General features: G+C 73.0%; 23 protein-coding genes. 9 read left to right on the plus strand and 14 right to left on the minus strand.

What is annotated here, in order from left to right; all coding sequences use genetic code 11:
• Positions 1–40 precede the first annotated feature (40 nt).
• Genes ACXJKD_RS08170 through ACXJKD_RS08215 form a run of 10 tightly spaced genes read right to left on the minus strand, consistent with a single transcriptional unit; the run spans position 41 to position 9,025 of the window.
• The gene (locus ACXJKD_RS08170; protein ID WP_457253971.1) at positions 41–1,546 is read right to left on the minus strand and encodes an NADH-quinone oxidoreductase subunit N; all 1,506 of its coding nucleotides are present in this window, start codon (positions 1,544–1,546) and stop codon (positions 41–43) included.
• A complete protein-coding gene (locus tag ACXJKD_RS08175) occupies positions 1,543–3,018 on the minus strand; it encodes a complex I subunit 4 family protein (RefSeq protein ID WP_457253972.1) in 1,476 nt (491 codons plus the stop codon). Before ACXJKD_RS08175 ends, ACXJKD_RS08170 begins: the two co-directional genes overlap by 4 nt.
• Positions 3,012–4,886: an NADH-quinone oxidoreductase subunit 5 family protein gene (locus tag ACXJKD_RS08180; RefSeq protein ID WP_457253973.1), complete on the minus strand. Its 1,875-nt coding sequence runs from the start codon at positions 4,884–4,886 to the stop codon at positions 3,012–3,014. The genes ACXJKD_RS08175 and ACXJKD_RS08180 overlap by 7 nt, the downstream gene beginning before the upstream one ends.
• A complete protein-coding gene (nuoK, locus tag ACXJKD_RS08185) occupies positions 4,883–5,275 on the minus strand; it encodes an NADH-quinone oxidoreductase subunit NuoK (RefSeq protein ID WP_457253974.1) in 393 nt (130 codons plus the stop codon). The genes ACXJKD_RS08180 and nuoK overlap by 4 nt, the downstream gene beginning before the upstream one ends.
• Positions 5,272–5,820: an NADH-quinone oxidoreductase subunit J family protein gene (locus ACXJKD_RS08190; protein WP_457253975.1), complete on the minus strand. Its 549-nt coding sequence runs from the start codon at positions 5,818–5,820 to the stop codon at positions 5,272–5,274. Before ACXJKD_RS08190 ends, nuoK begins: the two co-directional genes overlap by 4 nt.
• Positions 5,817–6,557 carry a 4Fe-4S binding protein gene (locus ACXJKD_RS08195; RefSeq protein ID WP_457253976.1) on the minus strand — a complete coding sequence of 247 codons (741 nt, stop codon included), beginning with the start codon at positions 6,555–6,557 and terminating at the stop codon, positions 5,817–5,819. The genes ACXJKD_RS08190 and ACXJKD_RS08195 overlap by 4 nt, the downstream gene beginning before the upstream one ends.
• A complete protein-coding gene (nuoH, locus tag ACXJKD_RS08200; protein WP_457253977.1) occupies positions 6,554–7,513 on the minus strand; it encodes an NADH-quinone oxidoreductase subunit NuoH in 960 nt (319 codons plus the stop codon). Before nuoH ends, ACXJKD_RS08195 begins: the two co-directional genes overlap by 4 nt.
• Positions 7,510–8,040 (minus strand): NADH-quinone oxidoreductase subunit C, encoded by a 531-nt coding sequence (locus ACXJKD_RS08205; protein ID WP_457253978.1) that lies wholly within the window; start codon positions 8,038–8,040, stop codon positions 7,510–7,512. Before ACXJKD_RS08205 ends, nuoH begins: the two co-directional genes overlap by 4 nt.
• Positions 8,037–8,669, minus strand: a complete 633-nt coding sequence (locus ACXJKD_RS08210) for an NADH-quinone oxidoreductase subunit B (RefSeq protein WP_457253979.1) — start codon at positions 8,667–8,669, stop codon at positions 8,037–8,039. Before ACXJKD_RS08210 ends, ACXJKD_RS08205 begins: the two co-directional genes overlap by 4 nt.
• Positions 8,669–9,025 (minus strand): NADH-quinone oxidoreductase subunit A, encoded by a 357-nt coding sequence (locus ACXJKD_RS08215; protein WP_457253980.1) that lies wholly within the window; start codon positions 9,023–9,025, stop codon positions 8,669–8,671. Before ACXJKD_RS08215 ends, ACXJKD_RS08210 begins: the two co-directional genes overlap by 1 nt.
• Before the next feature lie 71 nt (positions 9,026–9,096).
• On the opposite strand from ACXJKD_RS08215, the gene ACXJKD_RS08220 reads away from it, so the two are divergent.
• From ACXJKD_RS08220 to ACXJKD_RS08230, 3 genes are all read left to right on the plus strand, one after another.
• Positions 9,097–9,744 carry an LON peptidase substrate-binding domain-containing protein gene (locus tag ACXJKD_RS08220; RefSeq protein WP_457253981.1) on the plus strand — a complete coding sequence of 216 codons (648 nt, stop codon included), beginning with the start codon at positions 9,097–9,099 and terminating at the stop codon, positions 9,742–9,744.
• 78 nt (positions 9,745–9,822) lie between these two features.
• On the plus strand, positions 9,823–10,326 hold the full coding sequence (locus ACXJKD_RS08225; protein ID WP_457253982.1) for a DinB family protein: 504 nt from the start codon (positions 9,823–9,825) through the stop codon (positions 10,324–10,326).
• A 2-nt stretch (positions 10,327–10,328) separates the two neighbouring features.
• Positions 10,329–11,249, plus strand: a complete 921-nt coding sequence (locus ACXJKD_RS08230) for a DUF1932 domain-containing protein (protein WP_457253983.1) — start codon at positions 10,329–10,331, stop codon at positions 11,247–11,249.
• Here the strand turns inward: ACXJKD_RS08230 and ACXJKD_RS08235 are convergent.
• On the minus strand, positions 11,246–11,803 hold the full coding sequence (locus tag ACXJKD_RS08235) for a GNAT family N-acetyltransferase (RefSeq protein ID WP_457253984.1): 558 nt from the start codon (positions 11,801–11,803) through the stop codon (positions 11,246–11,248). The genes ACXJKD_RS08230 and ACXJKD_RS08235 overlap by 4 nt on opposite strands.
• Positions 11,804–11,959: 156 nt before the next feature.
• On the minus strand, positions 11,960–12,943 hold the full coding sequence (locus tag ACXJKD_RS08240; RefSeq protein ID WP_457253985.1) for a glycosyl hydrolase: 984 nt from the start codon (positions 12,941–12,943) through the stop codon (positions 11,960–11,962).
• Between the two features lie 102 nt (positions 12,944–13,045).
• Between ACXJKD_RS08240 and ACXJKD_RS08245 the strand changes: the two genes are divergently transcribed.
• On the plus strand, positions 13,046–13,462 hold the full coding sequence (locus ACXJKD_RS08245; RefSeq protein WP_457253986.1) for a cupin domain-containing protein: 417 nt from the start codon (positions 13,046–13,048) through the stop codon (positions 13,460–13,462).
• 46 nt (positions 13,463–13,508) lie between these two features.
• Here the strand turns inward: ACXJKD_RS08245 and ACXJKD_RS08250 are convergent, their stop codons facing one another.
• Complete coding sequence (locus ACXJKD_RS08250; RefSeq protein ID WP_457253988.1) at positions 13,509–13,817, minus strand: DUF2087 domain-containing protein; 309 nt, start codon at positions 13,815–13,817, stop codon at positions 13,509–13,511.
• Positions 13,818–13,922: 105 nt separating this feature from the next.
• On the opposite strand from ACXJKD_RS08250, the gene ACXJKD_RS08255 reads away from it, so the two are divergent.
• A complete protein-coding gene (locus tag ACXJKD_RS08255; protein WP_457253989.1) occupies positions 13,923–15,350 on the plus strand; it encodes an HNH endonuclease signature motif containing protein in 1,428 nt (475 codons plus the stop codon).
• Positions 15,351–15,498: 148 nt separating this feature from the next.
• Positions 15,499–16,008 (plus strand): putative immunity protein, encoded by a 510-nt coding sequence (locus ACXJKD_RS08260; protein ID WP_457253990.1) that lies wholly within the window; start codon positions 15,499–15,501, stop codon positions 16,006–16,008.
• Positions 16,009–16,017: 9 nt separating this feature from the next.
• Here the strand turns inward: ACXJKD_RS08260 and ACXJKD_RS08265 are convergent, their stop codons facing one another.
• Positions 16,018–16,806, minus strand: coding sequence for a hypothetical protein (locus ACXJKD_RS08265; protein WP_457253991.1), 789 nt, complete (start codon positions 16,804–16,806; stop codon positions 16,018–16,020).
• Between the two features lie 123 nt (positions 16,807–16,929).
• On the opposite strand from ACXJKD_RS08265, the gene ACXJKD_RS08270 reads away from it, so the two are divergent.
• From ACXJKD_RS08270 to ACXJKD_RS08280, 3 genes are read left to right on the plus strand one after another with little or no spacing between them, the layout of a single operon-like run.
• Positions 16,930–17,232 (plus strand): urease subunit gamma, encoded by a 303-nt coding sequence (locus tag ACXJKD_RS08270; RefSeq protein WP_457253992.1) that lies wholly within the window; start codon positions 16,930–16,932, stop codon positions 17,230–17,232.
• A 14-nt stretch (positions 17,233–17,246) separates the two neighbouring features.
• A complete protein-coding gene (gene ureB, locus ACXJKD_RS08275) occupies positions 17,247–17,600 on the plus strand; it encodes an urease subunit beta (RefSeq protein ID WP_457253993.1) in 354 nt (117 codons plus the stop codon).
• Positions 17,593–19,302 carry an urease subunit alpha gene (locus ACXJKD_RS08280; RefSeq protein WP_457253994.1) on the plus strand — a complete coding sequence of 570 codons (1,710 nt, stop codon included), beginning with the start codon at positions 17,593–17,595 and terminating at the stop codon, positions 19,300–19,302. Before ureB ends, ACXJKD_RS08280 begins: the two co-directional genes overlap by 8 nt.
• Positions 19,303–19,317 lie beyond the last annotated feature (15 nt).

Here is a 19,317-nt window from a genome sequence, read left to right on the forward strand (position 1 = left end):
CCGTGCTGGCGTTCCCCGCGAGCCGGCCCTGCCGCGCGGCTCAGCCGAGCAGCCCGAGCAGCAGCTGCGGCATGAGACTGGTGGCCACGAGGGCCGCCCCGCCGAGCACGAGCGCGGCCAGCGCCGATCGGGGGATCCGGCGGATGACGGCGCGGGCCGGCCCCTCGTCGGGGTCCCGGAGCAGCACGGCGAACCACCGCAGGTAGACCGCCACCCCGATCACGGCGTTGAGCACCGCCACCCCCACGAGCAGCCACTGGCCCGCGCCGACGACCGGACGCAGCGCCACGACCTTGGCGACCAGGCCGATGACCCCCGGCGGCAGCCCGGCGAGCGACAGGAGTGCCAGGCCCAGCGCGCCTCCGAGCAGCGGATGGGCACGCAACAGGCCGGTGTATGCCGCGAGCGTGCGGCCCTGGTCGACGACGCCCCGGCGCCGTGGCGTGGCCGTGACCACGTGCACCACCGTGAACGCGACCAGCGTCGCGACGACGTAGGCGAGCAGGTATCCGCCCGAGGCCGCGGCGGAGTCGTCGTCGAGTGCGGAGAGCGGCAGGACCACCCACCCGGCCTGGGCGACGGTGGACCACGCGAGGAGCCGCACCGGGTCGTCCTGCACCAGCGCCAGGACGTTGCCGAGCGTCATCGACACGGCAGCCAGGATGCCGATGCCGACGAGGACCGGGGCGCCTGCCCCGATGAGCGGCTGGACCACCACGAGCAGGGCGGCGAGCGCGGCCACCTTGGAGGTCGCGGCGAGGAAGGCGGCGACCGGTTCGGTGGCGCCGGCATACGCCTGCGGCGTCCAGAGGTGGAACGGGACGAGGCTGAGCTTGAACCCCAGCCCGGCGAGCAGGAGCAGTGCGCCGAGCAGGAGCACGACCCGGCGCTCCGGGTCGGCGAGGGCGTCCTGCACCCCGCCGGGGGCGAAGACCGCCTCGCCGGTGGACAGCAGCCACAGGGCCGCACCCAGCACGACCATCGCGAACGACACGAGCGAGGTGGTCAGGAGGGCGAGGGCGCCCCGGCCGGCCGGCCCGTCGCCGCGGAGGGCGACCAGCGCGATGGCGGGCAGGGTCGCGAGCTCGAGGCAGACCAGCCACGACCCGAGGTCGTGGGCAGCCGCGACCCCCGCGGCCCCCGCCGTCGCGGCGAGCACGAGCGACACGATGACTGCGGGACCGCCGCGCAGGTGGTCGCGAGGGTCGGCCCCGGGCCAGCTCAACAGCAGGACGACCAGTGCCGATGCGAGGGCGCCGAGCTGCAGGGCGCTCGCGAGCGGACCGGCTTCGTAGAGGCACGCCCCGTCGGGGGCCGGGAGGCAGAGCGTGCGCAGCGGGTCGTCGGCCGACCGCAGCGCCCCGGGCACCGCGAGGGCGACACCGGCCGCCAGCGCGAGCAGTCCGACCGCGGCGTGCAGCCGGACCAGCCGCGGGGCGAGGACGTCGACGACGAGGACGAGCACGGCGCCCAGCGCCGGGACCGCGACGGGGCCCAGGGCCAGCCAGTCGAAGCTCACCAGGCTGGTGGCGCCGGGCGCGGTCATGGCGCGGCTCCGATGAGGGTGGTCACCGTGTCGTCGGTGAGCGCGAGCAGGGGCCCGGGGGCGATGCCGAGCAGCAGGACGGCCAGGACGAGCACGGCGATGACGTCCCACTCGCTGTCGCGGCTGTCCTCGATCCGGGGTTCGGTGCGTTCGCCCGCCCAGACCGTCCGCAGGACCCGCAGCGCGTACGCAGCGGCCAGCACTGTGCCGAGCGCGCCGACGACGGCCAGGGCGCGGAAGAGGCCCTCGGGACGGTCAGCGGCTGGTGACCACGCGGCATACACACTGAGGAACTCACCCCAGAAGCCGGCCAGACCGGGCAGCCCCAGTGACGCGGCGAGGCCGACGACGAGGGCGAACCCCAGGCGCGGGGTGACCTCGCGGAGCGCGGCCCGCGCGGTCGCCAGGTCGGCACTCCCCCAGCGCTCCTTGAGCCCACCCACGACGACGAACAGGAGCGCGGAGACCACTCCGTGGGCGACGTTCGCGAACAACGCCGCCTGCAGGCCGGTGCGGGTGCCGCTGGACAGCCCGAGGACGACGAAGCCCATGTGGGCCACGGACGAGTAGGCGATCAGCCGTTTGAGGTCGCGCTCGACGAGGCAGGCCAGGCCTCCCCAGATGATGCCGACCGCGCCGAGCACCGCGAGCACAGGTGCGACCTTCGCGAAGCCCTCTGGCAGGGAGGCCAGCGGCAGCCGGACGAGGCCGTAGGTGCCCATCTTGAGGAGCACGGCAGCCAACAGCACCGAGCCCGCGGTGGGTGCGGTGGTGTGGGCGGGTGGGAGCCAGGTGTGCACCGGGAAGACCGGCACCTTGACGGCCAGCCCGGCGACGAGCAGCGCAGCGATCAGGGTCTGGGTGCCGACGGGTATGCCGCGCCCACCGCCCTGGGCGAGGACGTCGAGGTCGGACGTGCCTGCCTTGGCGACGAGGGCGAGGATACCGACGAGCATGAGGGTCGAGCCGAACGCGGTGTAGAGGACGAACCGCCCCCCGGCATCGGCGCGCGCGGCCGGGTCGTGGGGGTCGCCGAAGCGGGTGATGAGCACCCACATGGGCACGAGCACCAGCTCGAACGCGACGAAGAAGAGCACCGCGTCGCGCGCGTAGAAGGTGGCCAGGGCACCGAACTCGACCAGCAGCAGGCAGGCGTGGAAGGCGGCCGTGGTGCCACCCTGCGGGGGCCGGTCGAGGGTGTGCAGGACCACCCCGACACCGAGGATCGCGGTGAGCAGCAGGAGGGGCGCGCTGATCCCGTCGACGGCCAGCTGCCAGCGCAGGCCCAGCGACGGCACCCAGGCCCGGTCGACGGTGGGGCGGGTGATCACGGCGAAGAGGACGCCGGCGAGGGTCACCACGCTGGCCGCGCTGGCGAGCAGGTTGGCGGTGCGGTGGGAGACGCCGCGGCCCGCGGTGAGCAGCCAGACGGCGACGGCGGCGGGGACCACGAGGCTGGCGAGGATCACCACAGCGCCACCCCTGCGAGCGCAACCGCCACGACTCCGGCCACGACCCAGGCCAGGCCTGACGCGGCCACCTCGCGCCGGTGGGCCCGCTGGCCGCCGGCTCCTCCGAACCGGGTCGCCGCCGCCGCACCGCGGACGTAGGCGTCGACGACCTCCCGGTCGAGGAACACGACGAGGTGGGCCAGGGCGAGCACGGGTCGCGCGACCAGGGCGACGTAAAGGCGGTCGACCCCGAGCCCCGCGTCGAAGGACGGGATCCGCGCGCCGACGACGCGGATCGCGGGATCCTTGCCGGCAGCCACCGACCGCACGGCCAGGCCCGCCCCGACGATGAGCAGGACGCTCAGCAGGGCGACGAGCCAGCCGATGTGGCCACCGGGGTCGAGCAACGGAGTCACCACGACGAGGCCGCCGACCACCGTGAGGACGGCCAGGACCGTGACGGCCGTGCGGACCCCGACGGTCGCGGTGTCGGCGTCGTGGCGCTCGATGTCTGCGGCGCGCAGGTCGTCGAGGACGATCCACGCGCGCATGCAGTAGGCCGCGGTGAGGACGACGGTCAGCAGCCCGGCCAGCAACACGACCCAGGCGCGGGCCTGGCCGTCGCCGATGCCTGCCTCTGCTGCGGAGAGCACGTGCTCCTTGGAGACGAACCCGACCAGCGGCGGGACGCCCGCGAGCGACAGCAGTCCGACGAACATGGCCGGCCGGATGAACAGGTGGCCACGCACCCCGCCGCGCATCGTCGTCGCGGCGGTGCCGCCGACGGTCACGCTGAGCCAGCCGATCGCGAGGAACAGCAACGCCTTGAAGAACGCGTGGGAGTAGAGGTGGAGGACACCCGCGCCGGGCCCTTCGTCGGCCGGAGCCACCGCGAGCGCAGACAGCATGAGGGCGACCTGGCTCAGGGTCGAGTAGGCGAGCAGCCGCTTGAGGTCGCTCTGACCGAAGGCCAGCACGGCGGCATACACCATGGTCACGGCGGTGCTCAGCGCGAGCAGCCAGCGCGCGCCGTCGGCAGCGGCGAGCACGTCGAAGAGCTGGGCGAGCACGAAGGTGCCGGCCGCGACCATCGTCGCGGCGTGGATCAGCGCGGACGCGGGCGTCGGGCCTTCCATGGCGTCAGGGAGCCAGTCGTGGAACGGCACCATGCCCGACTTGCCGAGGATGCCGATGACGAGCAGCACCATGGCCGCGTTCAGGAGGGTGCTGCTGGGGCCGATGCAGAGCCCGGCGTCGTTGCAGCCGGCGCCGGCCCAGGACTGCACCACCCGTCGGTATGCCGTGGAGCCGGCTCCCGCGGCGAGGATCACCACCCCGAGGACGAAGCCGACGTCCGCGAGCCGGGTGACGAGGAAGGCCTTGAGCGCGGCGCGGCGGGCGGTCTCCTTGCGGCTCCAGTGGCCGATCAGGAGGTAGGAGCACCAGCCCATCACCTCCCAGCCGACGAGGGTGAGGACGAGGTCGGCGGACTGGACCACGAGGAGCATGGCGGCGGTGAAGAGCGAGACGGTGGCGGCGAAGATGCCGTAGCGGTCGTCGTCGCGCAGGTACCAGCCGGCGAAGACCTGCACCGCCCAGCCGACGACGGCGACCACCAGGGCGATGGTGGCGGTGGCCGTGGTCGCCTGCAGCTGCAACGGGATGCGCAGCTCCCCAGCCGCGAGGGCGGGAATCGACGAGACCGTGCCCGCGCCTGACGAGCCGTGGACTGCCACGACCTCTGCCACGGCGAAGACCACGGCGAGGACGGACGCGGCGACGGCCAGTACGCGGGCCGCGCGGGCTTCTGACCGACGGGCCACCAGCAACCCGAGGAGGGCTGCGACCGTGGGGACGAGGACGACGAGGCGGGTGGCCGTGCCGCTCACGACCGCCCCCCTTCCACGTCGCTGCTGAGCGGCACTGTGCTGCTGACCGGCACTGTGCTGCTGACCGGCACTGTGCTGCTGACCGGCTCGCTGCTGAGCCGCTCGCTGAGGTCGACGTCGCCGCGCAGCCGGAAGACGGCCAGCACGACGGCCAGCGCGACCACGACCTCGGCGGCGGCGATGGTGATGACGAAGAGCGTGAGGACGTTGCCCGCCGCCCAGCGGTCGCCTCCGGCCGCACCCACCGAGACGAGCAGGAGGTTGCCGGCGTTGAGGACCAGCTCGACGCCGATGAGCACGAGCACGGCGTTGCGCCGGGCGAGCACGCCGTAGGTGCCGAGTCCGGCGAGGACGGCGGCGAGCAGGTAGGGACCGGCGAGGTGGATCATGCGGCGCCGTCCTCGGCGGTCACGGCCTCGGCGGGCCGGGCGGCGACCGGCGGACGGGTCATGCGCGACACCGCCATCGCCGCCACCAGCGCGACGAGCAGGAGGACGGACAGGACCTCGAACGGCCAGACCCAGGTGCCGAACAGCTGCTCGGCGAGCGCGGTGGTGGAGGTGTCCCGACGCTGGACGGCCGGGCCCGCCAGAGGCAGCAGCGCGGCGGCGAGCAACGCCGTCACACCCGCCCCGAGGACGCCGGCGAGGACGCGGTGCAGCCGGCCGGTGCTGATGTCGGGGTTCGCGCCGATCGGGGCGCGCGTGAGCATAAGGGCGAAGAGGACGAGCACGACGATCGCGCCGACGTAGACGAGCAGCTGCACGAGGGCGACGAACTCCGCCCCGAGCACCAGGTAGCAGCCGGCGACCGCGCCGAGGCAGACCACCAGCCACAGCGCTGCGTGCACCACGTGGCGGGTCGTCACGGCGAGCAGCCCACTGGCCGCGGTGACGACGCCGACCGCGGCGAAGGCCACGTCGAGTGCCGTCATTCCCCGGGCTCCGACTTCTCTTCCTCCGCGGCCGTGGCCGGTGCGTCCGTGGCCGGGGTCTCCGCGGCCGGGGTCTCCGCGGCCGGCGTCTCCGCAGCCGGGGTCCCGGCGGCCGGCGTCTCCGACGTCGGGGCGGCGGCCGGCTGTGGCTCCTGGTCGGACGGGGTCGCACGGGTCGGTGCCGGGCGGGTCGGGGTGGTGCGGACCAGCCGACCGGGCCGGGTGGTCGCGCCGATCTCGGCGGGCTCGGCGGAGTGCTCGTCGAGCGCGGAGGGCGGCGGCACGGTGGGCATCCACTGGCCGAGCCGGTCCTTCTCGTGCAGGAGGTCGCGGATGTCGAGCTCGGAGTACTCGAACTCCGGGCTCCAGTGCAGCGCGTCGAACGGGCAGACCTCGATGCAGATGCCGCAGTACATGCAGAGGCTGAAGTCGATCGCGAAGCGGTCGAGGACGTTGCGCTGCCGCTCGCGCCCACCCGGGGTGGTGGCCGGGATCGTCTCCTTGTGGGAGTCGATGTAGATGCACCAGTCGGGGCACTCACGGGCGCAGAGCATGCAGGACGTGCAGTTCTCCTCCAGGAGCGCGATCACCCCACGGCTGCGCGGCGGCAGGTGTGGCTGGGCGTCGGGGTACTCCGCGGTGTGGGTCGGCTTGGCCATGGTCCGCGCCGTGGTGGCCAGCCCCTTGAGGATCCCGGGTATGCCGATCGATCCCGGCTTCTTCGGCTGCTCGCTCATGCGCTCACCACCACCCAGACCCCGGTCAGGGCCAGCTGGGCCAGCGCGAGGGGCACGAGGACGAGCCAGGCCAGTCGTTGCAGCTGGTCCTCGCGCAGCCGCGGCCAGGCCACCCGCAGCCAGATCACGACGACGGCGATGCAGAAGCCCTTGAGCAGGGTCCACAGCCAGCCGAGCTGGTCTCTGGCGAGGCCGTGCCAGCCGCCGAGGTAGAGGACGGCGAAGAGCAGGGACATGACGACGATCCCGGCGTACTCGCTCAGGAGGAAGAACGCGAACCGCAGCCCGGTGTACTCGGTGTAGGCGCCGAACACGATCTCTGAGTCGGCGACCGGCATGTCGAACGGCGGTCGTTGGAGCTCGGCCACCGCGGACACCAGGAACACGATCGCCCCCGGTAGCTGGAGGACCAGCCACCACGGCGACCACGCTGCGACGATGCCGGACAGGGAGAGGGAGCCTGCGGCGAGGCAGACGCTCGCGACCGCGAGCACCATCGGCAGCTCGTAGGAGAGCAGCTGGGCCGCGGCGCGCATGGCGCCCAGCAGCGAGTACTTGTTGGCGCTCGCCCACCCGGCCATCAGGGTGCCGAGGATGCCGACCGCGGTCACCGCGAGGACGAAGACCGCCGATGCCGGCAGGTCGGCCGCGACGACGTCCGGCGAGAGCGGGATGGCGGCCATCGCGACGAGGTAGGGCACGAGCGCGACCGCCGGGGCGAACCGGAAGACCCGCTGGTCGGCTGCCGCCGGGGTGATGTCCTCCTTCTGCACGAACTTGACCCCGTCGGCGACGAGCTGCGCCCACCCGTGGAACCCACCGGCATACATGGGACCCAGGCGTCCTTGCATGTGGGCCATCACCTTGTGCTCGGTCTGGCCCACGAGCAGCGGGAGGACGAGGAAGGCCGCCAGCACGCCGACGGCGCGCAGCGTCACCTCGACGGCGTCGTTCACCGCGGCCCCCACTCGGGGTCTGGCACACCCGGCGCGGAGACGCGGCGCCGACCGGTGGGCTTGGCGTGCTCGGACTCGCCCGGCTCCTTGGCGCCCGGCCACGGCTTGGAGGCGCGCGCCGCGAGGACGAACGACTTGCGCAGCGGCGTGCCCTCGAACCCGTCGGGCAGGAGCAGCGGGCGCAGGCCGAGGCCGGTGCCGTCGTCGAAGCCATCGAAGTCGAGACCGAACATCTCGTGGGTCTCGCGCTCGTGCCAGGCCACGCCTCGGAACACTGCGGTCAGGCTGGCGAGGCTGGCGCCGGCCGGGACGCGTGTGCGAAAGAGCTTGCGGCGCAAGGCAGTCGGCGTGGAGCCGTCCATGAGGTGGCACACGACGTCGAGCCCCGGAGCCTGCTCGTCGTCGAGCTGGTCGACCGCGGTCAGCCAGTCGAAGAAGGTGTAGCCCTCACCCCGAGCAGCGGAGATCGTCTCCACCCAGTCGGCGGGCTCGACCTCGGCGCGGGTCAGCGCGCTGGGGTCGCTCACGGGGTGTCCTTGACCGGCGGCTGCACGAGCGGGCGGTTGACCTCGCCCGCCGACGCGATCCGGTGGCCGGCGTACTTCGCGCGAATCCCCTTGGTGCTCAACGTCTCGGCGGCGATCTTCTCCTGGAGCTTGAGGATGCCCTGGAGGAGTGACTCGGGACGCGGCGGGCATCCCGGCACGTAGACGTCGACGGGGATGATGGTGTCGACGCCCTTGGTGACGGAGTAGGAGTCCCAGTAGGGGCCACCCGAGTTCGAGCAGGCGCCGAAGGAGATCACGTACTTGGGCTCGGGCATCTGGTCGTAGAGCCGCCGCACCGCCGGCGCCATCTTGTCGGTGACCGTGCCGGACACGACCATCAGGTCAGCCTGGCGGGGGCCGGGCGCGAACGGGATGACGCCGAGCCGGATGAAGTCGTGGCGCGCCATAGACGCCGCGATGAACTCGATCGCGCAGCAGGCGAGCCCGAAGTTGAAGACCCACAGCGAGTAGCGGCGGCCCCAGTTGAGGACGACGCGGATCGGGTGGGGAGCCAGGTCCGTGGCGGGCCCGACCCTGGGCATCGGCAGTGGCGTGGGTCGGCTCGTCGGCTGGGTCGTCGGCTGGGTCGTCGGCTGGGTCGTCGTCATCAGAGCCACCTCAGCAGACCGCGGCGTGCGGCGTGCACCAGTCCGACCAGCAGGATGCCCACGAAGACCGCGATCTCGACCAGCGACGCTGCACCCAGGTTGCTCCGGACGACGAGCGCCCAGGGGAACAGGTAGACCGCGTCGACGGCGAAGATGACGTAGAGGAACGCGTAGACGAAGTAGCGGACCTGCGTCTGCGCCCAGTCGCGTCCGACGGGGTCGACGCCGGACTCGTAGGTCGTCAGCTTGGCGCGGGTCGGTGCCCTCGGGGCGAGCAGCGCCCGGGCGCCCATCGCGGCCACGAAGAGCAGCAGGCCGACTGCGACCACCGCGGCGATGACGACGTAGGGCGACACGGTTGGCAGCCTAGTGGGACTGCACCGCGCAGGGGTGTTGCGCCGACGGGGGGACACCTAGCGTGAGGGGCATGGCCCAGCTCCCGCTGTTCCCGCTCGGCACCGTGCTCGTGCCGGGCGCGACGCTGCCGCTGCAGCTCTTCGAGCCGCGCTACCTCGAGCTGCTCAGCGACCTCGTCACCGCGATGGACGTCCCCGAGTTCGGCGTCGTCGCGATCCGGCAGGGCCACGAGGTCGGTCCTGACGCCGTCCGGGACCTGCACGAGGTCGGCTGCGTGGCTCGGGTGCTGCAGGCCGCCCCGGTCGGTGACGGTCGCTACCTGATGGTCTCCACGGGGGTGCGCCGGTTCCGGCTGGACGCGCTGGTGGCCGGCGCCGGCACGGCATACCTGACCGGGGAGGTGACCCTCCTCGAGGAGCGCACCGGCGACGCCGAAGCGGTGGCAGACCTGGCCGACCGCCTGCGCGGCGCCCTGCACGACTACGCCACCACCCTCGGGGCCGAGGAGCCGCAGTGGCCGACCGATGCCGACGAGCTCTCGTATGCCGTGGGCACGGCCGTGGGCCTCGACCTCGGCGACCGACAGCGGCTGCTCGCCGCTGCCGACACCGAGACCCGGCTGCGGCTCGGGGTCACGCTGGTGCGGCGGGAGCGACAGCTGGCCGCCACGCTGGGCGTGGTGCCGCCGACCCCCGAGCACGGGTTCAACCCCAACTGAGCCGCTGGCCCGCCCGACGATCGGGTCGCGCCGGACAATCCGGTGGCGCTGGGCCGGTCGGTGCGACAGGGTCGGCCCATGACGCGCACCGACACCCCCGAGGCCTGGGACGAGCGCACGACGCTCCTCACCATGCTCCAGTACACGCGAGACACGGCAGCCGAGAAGTGCCGCGACCTCGCCGACGAGCACGTGGGTGCGGCGCCCCTGCCGGGGTCGCCGCTGATGAGCCTGGGCGGGGTGCTCAACCACCTGCGCTGGGTCGAGCACTCGTGGATCGAGAACCGGTTCGTCGGGGGTCCCGACCTCGGCCCGTGGACCGACGAAGAGCCCGACCGCGAGTTCAGCCTCGGCGCCACGGCTCCCCTGGCGCAGACCTTGGCGGAGTACGTCGAGCAGGCCGGGCGCACCGACGCCATCATCGCCGGGCTGGACCTCGACGACCGGTCGGCGACTCCGTTCCGGTCCGGTGAGCACCCGACGCTGCGCTGGGTGATCCTCCACCTGATCGAGGAGAACTCACGCCACAACGGGCACCTCGACATCCTGCGCGAGCTCGCCGACGGCAAGACCGGCGACTGAACGTGCCCGGCAGGTCCGAGCCCGGGGGCGGCGCGCCCACGCTCACGATCGGGGTCGTGTCGCCCGGCGCCATGGGCTCGGCCCTCGCTCGCAGGTGGCAGGCGGGCGGGGTGCGCGTGCTGGTGACGCTGGCTGGACGCAGCGAACGCACGCGGAGCCTGGCCGAGGGGCTGGAGCTCGTCGCCGACCTCGACGCAGTGGTGGGCGGCAGCGACGTGGTCGTCAGCGTGGTGCCGCCCGGCGGTGCCGTGGCGACCATGGGCGCCATCCTCGACGCCTGCCGCCGCACCGGGGCGAGACCGCTCGTGGCCGACCTCAATGCGGTCTCGCCCGCGACGGTCCGCGAGCTGGCAGCCCTGGCCCGGGCGCAGGCCCTCGACTTCGTCGACGGGGCCATCAGCGGCGGACCCCCGACCCCCGGGGGCGACACGACGCTCTACCTGTCCGGCGACGCGGCGGCCGCCCTGGCGGACCTCGCGACGGACGGGCTACGAACGCGGGTGGTGGGCGGTGAACCCGGGGCGGCCTCAGCCGTGAAGATGTGCACCGCCTCGGTCTACAAGGGCACCACCGCCCTGTGGGCCCAGGCGCTTCAGACGGCGCAGGCCCACGGCGTGCTGGACGTCGTGCTGGCCGACCTGGCCGAGGAGTTCCCCGGCGCGGCCGCCACAGCCGGTCGCCGCATCGCGGTGGCGGCGAGCAAGAGCGCGCGGTTCGTCGACGAGATGGAGCAGATCGCGCAGACCCAGGGCGCGGCCGGCGCCAGTCCCGAGCTGTTCACCGCCATGGCTGCGGTCTACGCCCGGTTGGCCAGGACCCCGCTCGCGGCCCTGACGCCCGAGCAGGCGCGCGACCTCACCGACCTCGAGGACGTGCTGGGTCGGTTGGTGACCGCCCCTCGCCAGCCCCAGCCCCAGCCCTAGCCACGGCCCTCGAGGCGCTCGAGGCGCTCGAAGGCCGGCGAGTAGCGGAATGCCCCGGTGCGGCCGTCTCCCCAGGCGCCAAGGGTCCGGAGCAGGAAGTACGCCGGACCCCAGTCCTGCGGTGGGGTGATGCCGTGGTCGACGGCCGGCCGGAAGCCGAACCGCGGGTAGTACGTGGCGTGCCCGAGCAGCACGACCCCGCGCAGGCCCACGGCATCCGCGGCCGCGAGCGTGGCGTGCATCAGGGCCGATCCGACCCCCGCACCCTGCCGCTCAGGCAGCACCCCGAGCGGACCCAGTGCCGCAAGGGGTGCAGGGCGGTCGTCGAGGAGCGCCCGGCTCATCGCGACGTGGCCGACCACAACTCCGTCCTCCACCGCGACGAGGCACAGCGGTGTCAGCAGGTCACCGTCGGTCCGGAGCTCGTCGACGAGGTTGGCCTCGAGTGCACCATCGGTGGCGGGCGCGTCCTGCGTGGCCGGCCTGGCGAACGCACGGCGGTGCAGCTCACGGATCTCGTCGGCGTCGGACGGCTGCTCCTGGCGGATGAACATGCTGGCGACCCTAGACAGGAGGCGGTGCGCGTCGCCTGCCCATTTCCCGCGCCACGCGCGTGAGGTATGCCGCGTGGCCGGCTCAGCCACGCGGCATACCTCCTGCGTCTCAGGCGACGCGGAGCGCGACGCCGTGGGCGACGTCAGCCAGCGACGTCAGCGGGCGACGAGGTAGCCGTCGGCGTCGAGGGTCACGGGGATGGGGTCGATGATCTCGAAGCCGTCGAGGCCCTGGGGTTCGAGGTTGCGGAAGCCGACGAGCACCCACGACCCGTCACGCTGCTGCACGAGCGGCGCGGCGAAGAGGTGCGGCTCGCTGGTGAAGGGCCGGGCGGCGTCGATGTCCCACGGACCCAGGGGTCCCGCTCCGGGCACCGACCACGTGCAGTACTCACCGGTGCGGGCGATGCGCTCGGCCGTCATCTCCTGCGGGTGGCAGGTGAAGACGAGGACCCAGCGACCGTCGATCTCCTTGTTCTGCAGCACTTCGAGCTGTCCGAACCCGGCGCCCGGTGCACACAGCGGCGGGCCGAGCGTCCAGGTCTCGAGGTCGGGGCTCGTGGCGTGCGCGACCACGCCGTCGTCGTTGCGTGCCGCGTCGCGGGCGCGGGCGCTCACGAACATGTGCCAGCCGTCGCCGCTCGGGTCGCGGAAGACGAGGGGGTCGCGCCAGGTCTCGCTGGACCCTTCGAGGTCCGGGCCCTCGGTGGGGGCCGGGGTGTTCTGGAGGTTCTTGTACCAGCGCCCGTCCACGCCGACGACCGGCTCCGGGCCGCCGCGCTCCCAGTGCTGCAGGTCGGCGGAGTAGGCCTCGCCCACGCGCTGGTCGTAGACGTGGTGGCCGCGGTTGGAGACGGCGGTGTAGTACATCCGCCACCGCTCGCCGTCGCGGACGACCGACCCCGTCCAGATCGCCAGGTCGTCGAACCGGGCACTGCCACTGCGGTCGGGCCCGAGGCACTCGCCGAGGTAGGTCCAGTCGACGAGGTCAGGCGAGGTGGCGTGGCCCACCGTCGCGGCGGTGTGCCGCTTGCCCGGGTCGCCGAGCGCCCGCGGCGCCTGGAGGAAGAACAGGTGGTAGAGGTCGCCGTCGTCGGCCACCCAGGAGTCCCAGACCCAGAGGTCATCCAGCCTCAGCATGAGCAGAGTCTGGCAGCAGGTAGGGCTGCTCACCTGCCGAACCGCATCGTGGAACGGGTCGCCTTGGCGCCGACGTCGCCCTGCGTCGGGGACACTGCAGGAATGAAGCCTGCACTCGCGGAAGCCCTCGACCTCGAGCCGCACCCGGAGGGTGGCTGGTACCGGCAGACGTGGGTGTCGCCGGCCACCGTCGAGCTCCCCGACGGTCGCACCCGCTCGGCGGCGACGTTGATCTACTTCCTGCTCCCGGCCGGCGAGGCGTCCGCCTGGCACCGGGTTGACTCGGACGAGATCTGGCTGGCCCACACGGGCGTCGTCACCCTCGAGCTCGGGGGCTCGGACTCGCGTCCCGCCGCCTCCGAGGACTGTGCACGCCGCTCGGTCGGGGACACCGGCGAAGCTCAGGTGCTCGTGCCCGCCGGGCACTGGCAGCGCACCGTGGTCACCGACCAGGACGCGTTGGTGAGCTGCCTCGTGTCACCGGGGTTCGACTTCGAGGACTTCGAGCTGGCGACCTAGGAGCCGGGCAGAGCTGGCGACCTAGGAGCCGGGCAGAGCTGGCGACCTAGGCGCCGGGCGTGCCCAGCGTGCCGCCGGCGCGCCAGAAGCGGCCGTCGCGGCGCTCGAGGAAGCCCTCTTCGACGAGGTAGCGGCGCAGGGCGGCGACGTCGTCGTGCCAGACGCGGAGGCTGGTGTTGACCTGGGTCTCGTCGTAGGTCTCCCCGATCTCGAACGACTGGGCCATCTCGTTGAGGACGACGAGGCGCTTGCGGACGCGGGTCGGGATGGCCGAGAGCGTGCCGTCGGGCCGGACGAAGGCACGCAGCACGGCCTCCCGGTCGGCGAGGGCGTCGTCAAGAGCGGGGCGATCCATGTCTCGAACGTAGCTCGTCATTCTGTTTCGTCCCAATGCTTTTCGCGGACTGTGCCTGTGGACGACGCACCTTCGGCTGTCAGTGCCTGACTCTACGATGGACACATGTTCGACGACGTGGAGACCGTGCGGCGAGCCGACCCGGCTGACCTCGTCGGTGCCGTCTTCGCGCTGACCGACGAGGCGATTGCGGACCTGTCAGCCGAGCAGGCCGAGGCCCTGGTCGTCGCGACGCAGCGGGTGGTCAGTGCCGCGACAGCGCGGCAGCGCTCGGCGATGGAGACGGTGGCCCGGCGTTGCGACGAGCGCATCGACTGCGAGGCGGCCGACGCGGCTCAGGCCGGCACCCGGCGCCCTCGGCTTTCCGGCCAGGCCCTCGCTGCGGGGTCGCTCGCCGCCCTCCTGCACGTCTCACCCCGCACCATGTCCACCCGCATCGACCACGCCCGTCGGGTCGTGTGCGCCCTGCCGCAGGTCCAGGCGCTGGCGTGGTCGGGCGACCTCGAGCCCTACCGCGTGGATGCCGTGGTCGCGGAGTCGGCGGCTGCGCCCTGGGCACGGCTGCACGAGTTCGAGGCCCGCGTCCTCGACGGCGGCGTCACCGAGATGAGCTGCGCCGCACTTCGACGGCGCGCCCGTCGGGCGGCCGACCGGTGCGCACCGGACGACGCCGACCTCCTCGCCCAGCTGGCCCGGACTCGCGCTGACGTCTCGGTGCGGCCCGGCGAGTGCACCGGCATGACCCGGCTCGTGGCCGACCTGCCGACACCCGTGGCGATGCGCGTCTGGGGTGCCGTGGACGGGCTCGCCGCCGAGTACGCCCGCTCCCAGCCCGGGCTTCGGATGGGAGCAGCGAGGGCCGATGCGCTGGCCGACCTCATCGCGGCCAACGCGACGATCAGCACGACGATCGAGCTCGTGGCGCCGATTGACACCGGCCACCACACCCGGCCGGCCCTCGGGGTCTCAGCCACGTGCCTCGACGAGCCCTCGGAGTCAGCATCGTCCGAGCCAGGCGGTGGATACGTCGACCTCGGCGGCTGCGAAGAGCTCGACGACGGCGTCCTCCACGACCACGGTGGCGACCTGTGGTTCGTGTCCGCGCACACCGAGGTGCCGCTGCTCGGCTCGCTGCTCCCCGCCGACGTCGTCGCCCTCCTGTCCGACCCCGACGTCACCGTCCGGCTCGCCCGCAGCGACTCGGTCACCGGCGCGACCCGCTGGCAGGACCCGCGCACCTACCGGCCCGGCGCCGCCACCGCGCGAGCCGTCCGCTCCCGGGACGGCACCTGCCGGTTCCCCGGCTGCGGCACCGCCGCCCGACGCTGCCAGCTCGACCACGTGGTCCGACATCCCGACGGGCCGACCACCGTCACCAACCTGCAGACCCTGTGCGCCACCCACCACGGGTTCAAGCACCACGCCGGCTGGCAGGTCACCATGGACGAGCTCGGCATCTGCACCTGGACCGCCCCCGACGGCCGCACCCACACCACCCGACCCCTGGACCGCCACGGCTTCCGAGCCGCCTGACCGAGCCAGTTCCCCGAGACGGGTGGGAGACCGGTGCCCGACGGATCGGTCCGGAGCCGAGCACTCGGGCGGTCACTCCACAGCCATCTCCTCCAGCATCGACCGGCCAGGCCGTGGTGGGAAGGTCGAGGGCTGGCAGGCTGGTCGGGTGATCCTCCCCGAAGTCCGTGACCCGCGCTTGGTCACGGTGCGCCGTGGCGGGACGCTCACGGATGCCGACCACCACCTCCTGGCCCTGTGGGCAGCGGCGTGTGCCGAGCACGTCCTGCCGCTCTTCGAGCGGGACGAGCCATCGGATGGTCGCCCACGAGCGGCGATCGACGCGGCGCGTGGCTGGGCCCGCAGCGCGCTGACGATGATGGGCGCGAGGTCCCGAGGCGGACAGGCGATGGGTGCGGCGCGACCGCTGCGGGGGCCAGCCCGGTTCGCCGCCTATGCCGCCGGCCAGGCGGCGTGCGTCGGACACGTGGCTGAACACGACCTCGGGGCAGCGGCCTACGCGATCAAGGCCGCTCAGGCAGCGAGCCCGCACGATCCCGAAGCCAGACGACGTGAGCGCGACTGGCAGCGCGACCAGCTTCCCGAGGAGATCCGAGTGCTCGTGCTCGAGGACCAGGCGCGCCGCAGCGCCATCTGCTGGTCCACCTTCGACGACTGACGAGCAACCTCAGCGAGGTGTCGCAAGGGCGCGGAGGAGGCCCAGGAGGAGGTCCGCGACGCGGGCGGGTTCGGCGAGGTGGGCGAGGTGGTGGCCGGCCTCGCGACGCACCACCCAGCCGAGCCCTTCGGCGCGGGCGAGCTCCTCGGCATACGTGTCACCGAAGCCGAGGTATGCCGCGGGCCGCGCCTCCCAGCCCGACGGCACCGGAAGCGGCGTCGTGAAGTAGTCGGGGGGAAGGCGGGGGGCCTCGCGGGTCACGCGGTCGAGCCAGTCGTCGTTCGGGAAGAGGGCCGCGACCTCCGCGCGGTCCCACCACGACGGCCAGGGCGGGAGCACACCATCCGTCAGCGGAAGTGTCTCGATGAACTCCGCGAAGGACGCGGGAGCCAGCCTGGTCTCGGCCACGCCGGGAGCGGGCAGCGCAGCGTCCAGGTAGACGACGGGTAGGTCGCGCGCGCTGGCGAGGGTCGGCGCGTAGTACCCGGCGTTGCTGTGCGCGACGAGCAGGGTGGCCTCATGGTGGTCGGTCACCGCTCCGAAGGCGTGGAGCACGCCGCCCGGCATGACCTCACCGGCAGGCACCGACGCGACCACGGTCGGCAGCCCGCGGTCCCTGAGGAGCCCGGCCAGGGGCAGGTAGCTGGCCGGCCCGAGCAGCGGACTGGGCAGGATGACGACGCGCGGGGAGACGGCGCCCCCCGTGGGGCTGGCACCGGACGTGGGGCTGGCACCGGACGTGGGGTTGGCACCGGACGTGGGGGCGCTGCGCGACGTGGGGGTGCTGCGCGACGACATCCTTGGACGCTAGCGCTGGCGGCGAGGAAATCCGCACGAAACACTGCCTTGGTCTACTGGCCCTGCCCGACCGCACCGAACCACCACCGAGAGGCCGGGCACCGTCACGCCAAGGAGGCCGCGATGCACCTGTCCCCTGCTGACACCGAGAAGCTCCTGCTGTCGGTGGCCGGCATGGTCGCCCGCGACCGCCTGTCGCGCGGCGTCCGGCTCAACCACCCCGAGTCGATCGCCCTCCTCTCGACCTGGGTCATCGAGCGCGCCAGGGAAGGCGCCCTCGTGGCCGACTTGATGGAGCAGGGGCGCACCGTGCTCACCCGCGACGACGTCATGGACGGAGTGCCCGAGATGATCGCGGACATCCAGGTCGAGGCGACCTTCCCCGACGGCCGCAAGCTGGTCACCCTCCACCACCCCATCGCCTGAGAGGACGGAACCCGTTGAGCAGCAACACCTCCGGCCCCGGCGCGATCAGGGTCAGGCCCGGCACCGTCACCATCAACGCCGACCGCACCGACGCCGAACGGCTCACCCTCGTCATCGTGAACACCGGCGACCGTCCGGTGCAGATCGGCTCCCACCTGCACCTGCCCGACAGCAACGCAGCCCTCGACTTCGACCGCACGGCCGCCCACGGCTTCCGGCTCGACCTCCCCAGCGGCACGTCGGTGCGGTTCGAGCCAGGGGTCAGCCGGGAGGTCGACGCCGTCGCGTTCCGCGGACGTCGCAGGGTCCCCGGCCTCCAGCTGCCGGCCACGACCGGCCGCCCGACCGAGGGTCAGCTCGATGGCTGACCTCGACCGCGAGCGCTACGCCGCGATCTACGGCCCGACGACCGGTGACCAGGTCCGGCTCGGTGACACCGACCTCTGGATCGAGGTCGAGGACGACCTGACCTTCGGAGGCGAGGAGGCCGTCTTCGGAGGGGGCAAGTCGATCCGCGAGTCGATGGCCCAGGGCACCCGCAGCAGTGCGGACGGGGCCCTCGACACCGTGGTCACGAACGCGGTCGTGCTCGACCACTGGGGCATCGTGCGCGCCGACGTCGGCATCCGTGCCGGCCGGATCGTCGCCCTCGGCCGCAGCGGCAACCCCGACATCGCCGACGGCGTGCACCCCGACCTGGAGATCGGGCCGGGCACCGACGTCATCTCCGGCGAGGGCCGCATCCTCACCGCCGGCGGGGTCGACCTGCACGTGCACTTCCTCTCCACCAGCCAGGTCCACGAGGCCCTGGCGGCGGGGCTGACCACCTTGGGCGGCGGAGGCACCGGTCCGTCCGAGGGGTCCAAGGCGACCACCGTCACCCCCGGCCCCTGGCACCTCCAGTCCGTGCTCCGCGGCCTCGACCACCTCCCGGTCAACCTCCTGCTCATGGGCAAGGGCAACACCGTCAGCGGCGCAGGGTTGCGCGAGCAGGCGCTCGCCGGCGCGGCGGCATACAAGGTCCACGAGGACTGGGGCAGCACCCCGGCGGCGATCGACGCGGCCCTGCGTGCGGCCGACGAGTTCGGCCTGCAGGTGGCGCTGCACAGCGACAGCCTCAACGAGGCGGGGTTCGTCGACTCGACGCTCCGGGCGATCGCGGGGCGCAGCATCCACGCCTTCCACACCGAGGGTGCCGGCGGCGGTCACGCCCCCGACATCATCACCATCGCCGGTCACCCCAACGTGCTCCCCGGCTCGACGAACCCGACCCTCCCCCACACCGTCAACACGGTCGCCGAGCACCTCGACATGCTGATGGTCTGCCACCACCTCAACCCTGCGGTCCCCGAGGACCTGGCCTTCGCCGAGAGCCGGATCCGCGCGACCACCATCGCGGCCGAGGACATCCTCCACGACCTCGGCGCCCTCTCCATGACGAGCAGCGACGCGCAGGCGATGGGTCGCATCGGCGAGGTGGTCACCCGCACCTGGCAGGTCGCCCACGTGATGAAGGACCGGCTCGGCACCCTGGGCGGCGGCCTCCCCGCCGACAACGAGCGGGCCCGCCGCTACGTGGCGAAGTACACGATCAACCCCGCCATCGCGCACGGCATCGACCACGAGATCGGGTCTGTCGAACCGGGCAAGCTCGCCGACCTCGTGCTGTGGGACCCCAAGCTCTTCGGGTGGCGCCCCGACGTCGTGATCAAGGCGGGCGCGATCGTGTATGCCGCGCTCGGAGACCCGAACGCGTCGATCCCCACACCGCAGCCGGTGCTCATGCGCCCGGCGCTCGTGGGCGAGGGCGGGGCGGGCGCCGACCACGCGCTGACGTTCGTGGCGCCCGCGGCCCTCGACGACGGCCTCGCCGACCGGCTCGGCCTGCGCCGCGAGCTGGCCGCAGTCCGGCCGACCCGGGCTGTGACCAAGGCCGACATGGTGAACAACGACGCCCTGCCGACGATCGAGGTCGACCCCGAGTCGTTCGCGATCACCATCGACGGCGAGCGCGTCGAACCGGCCCCGGCCACCGAACTCCCACTCGCCCAACGCTATTCGCTGTTCTGAGCGAGACTGGGACCA

The organism is Pedococcus sp. P5_B7 (genome assembly GCF_054049895.1).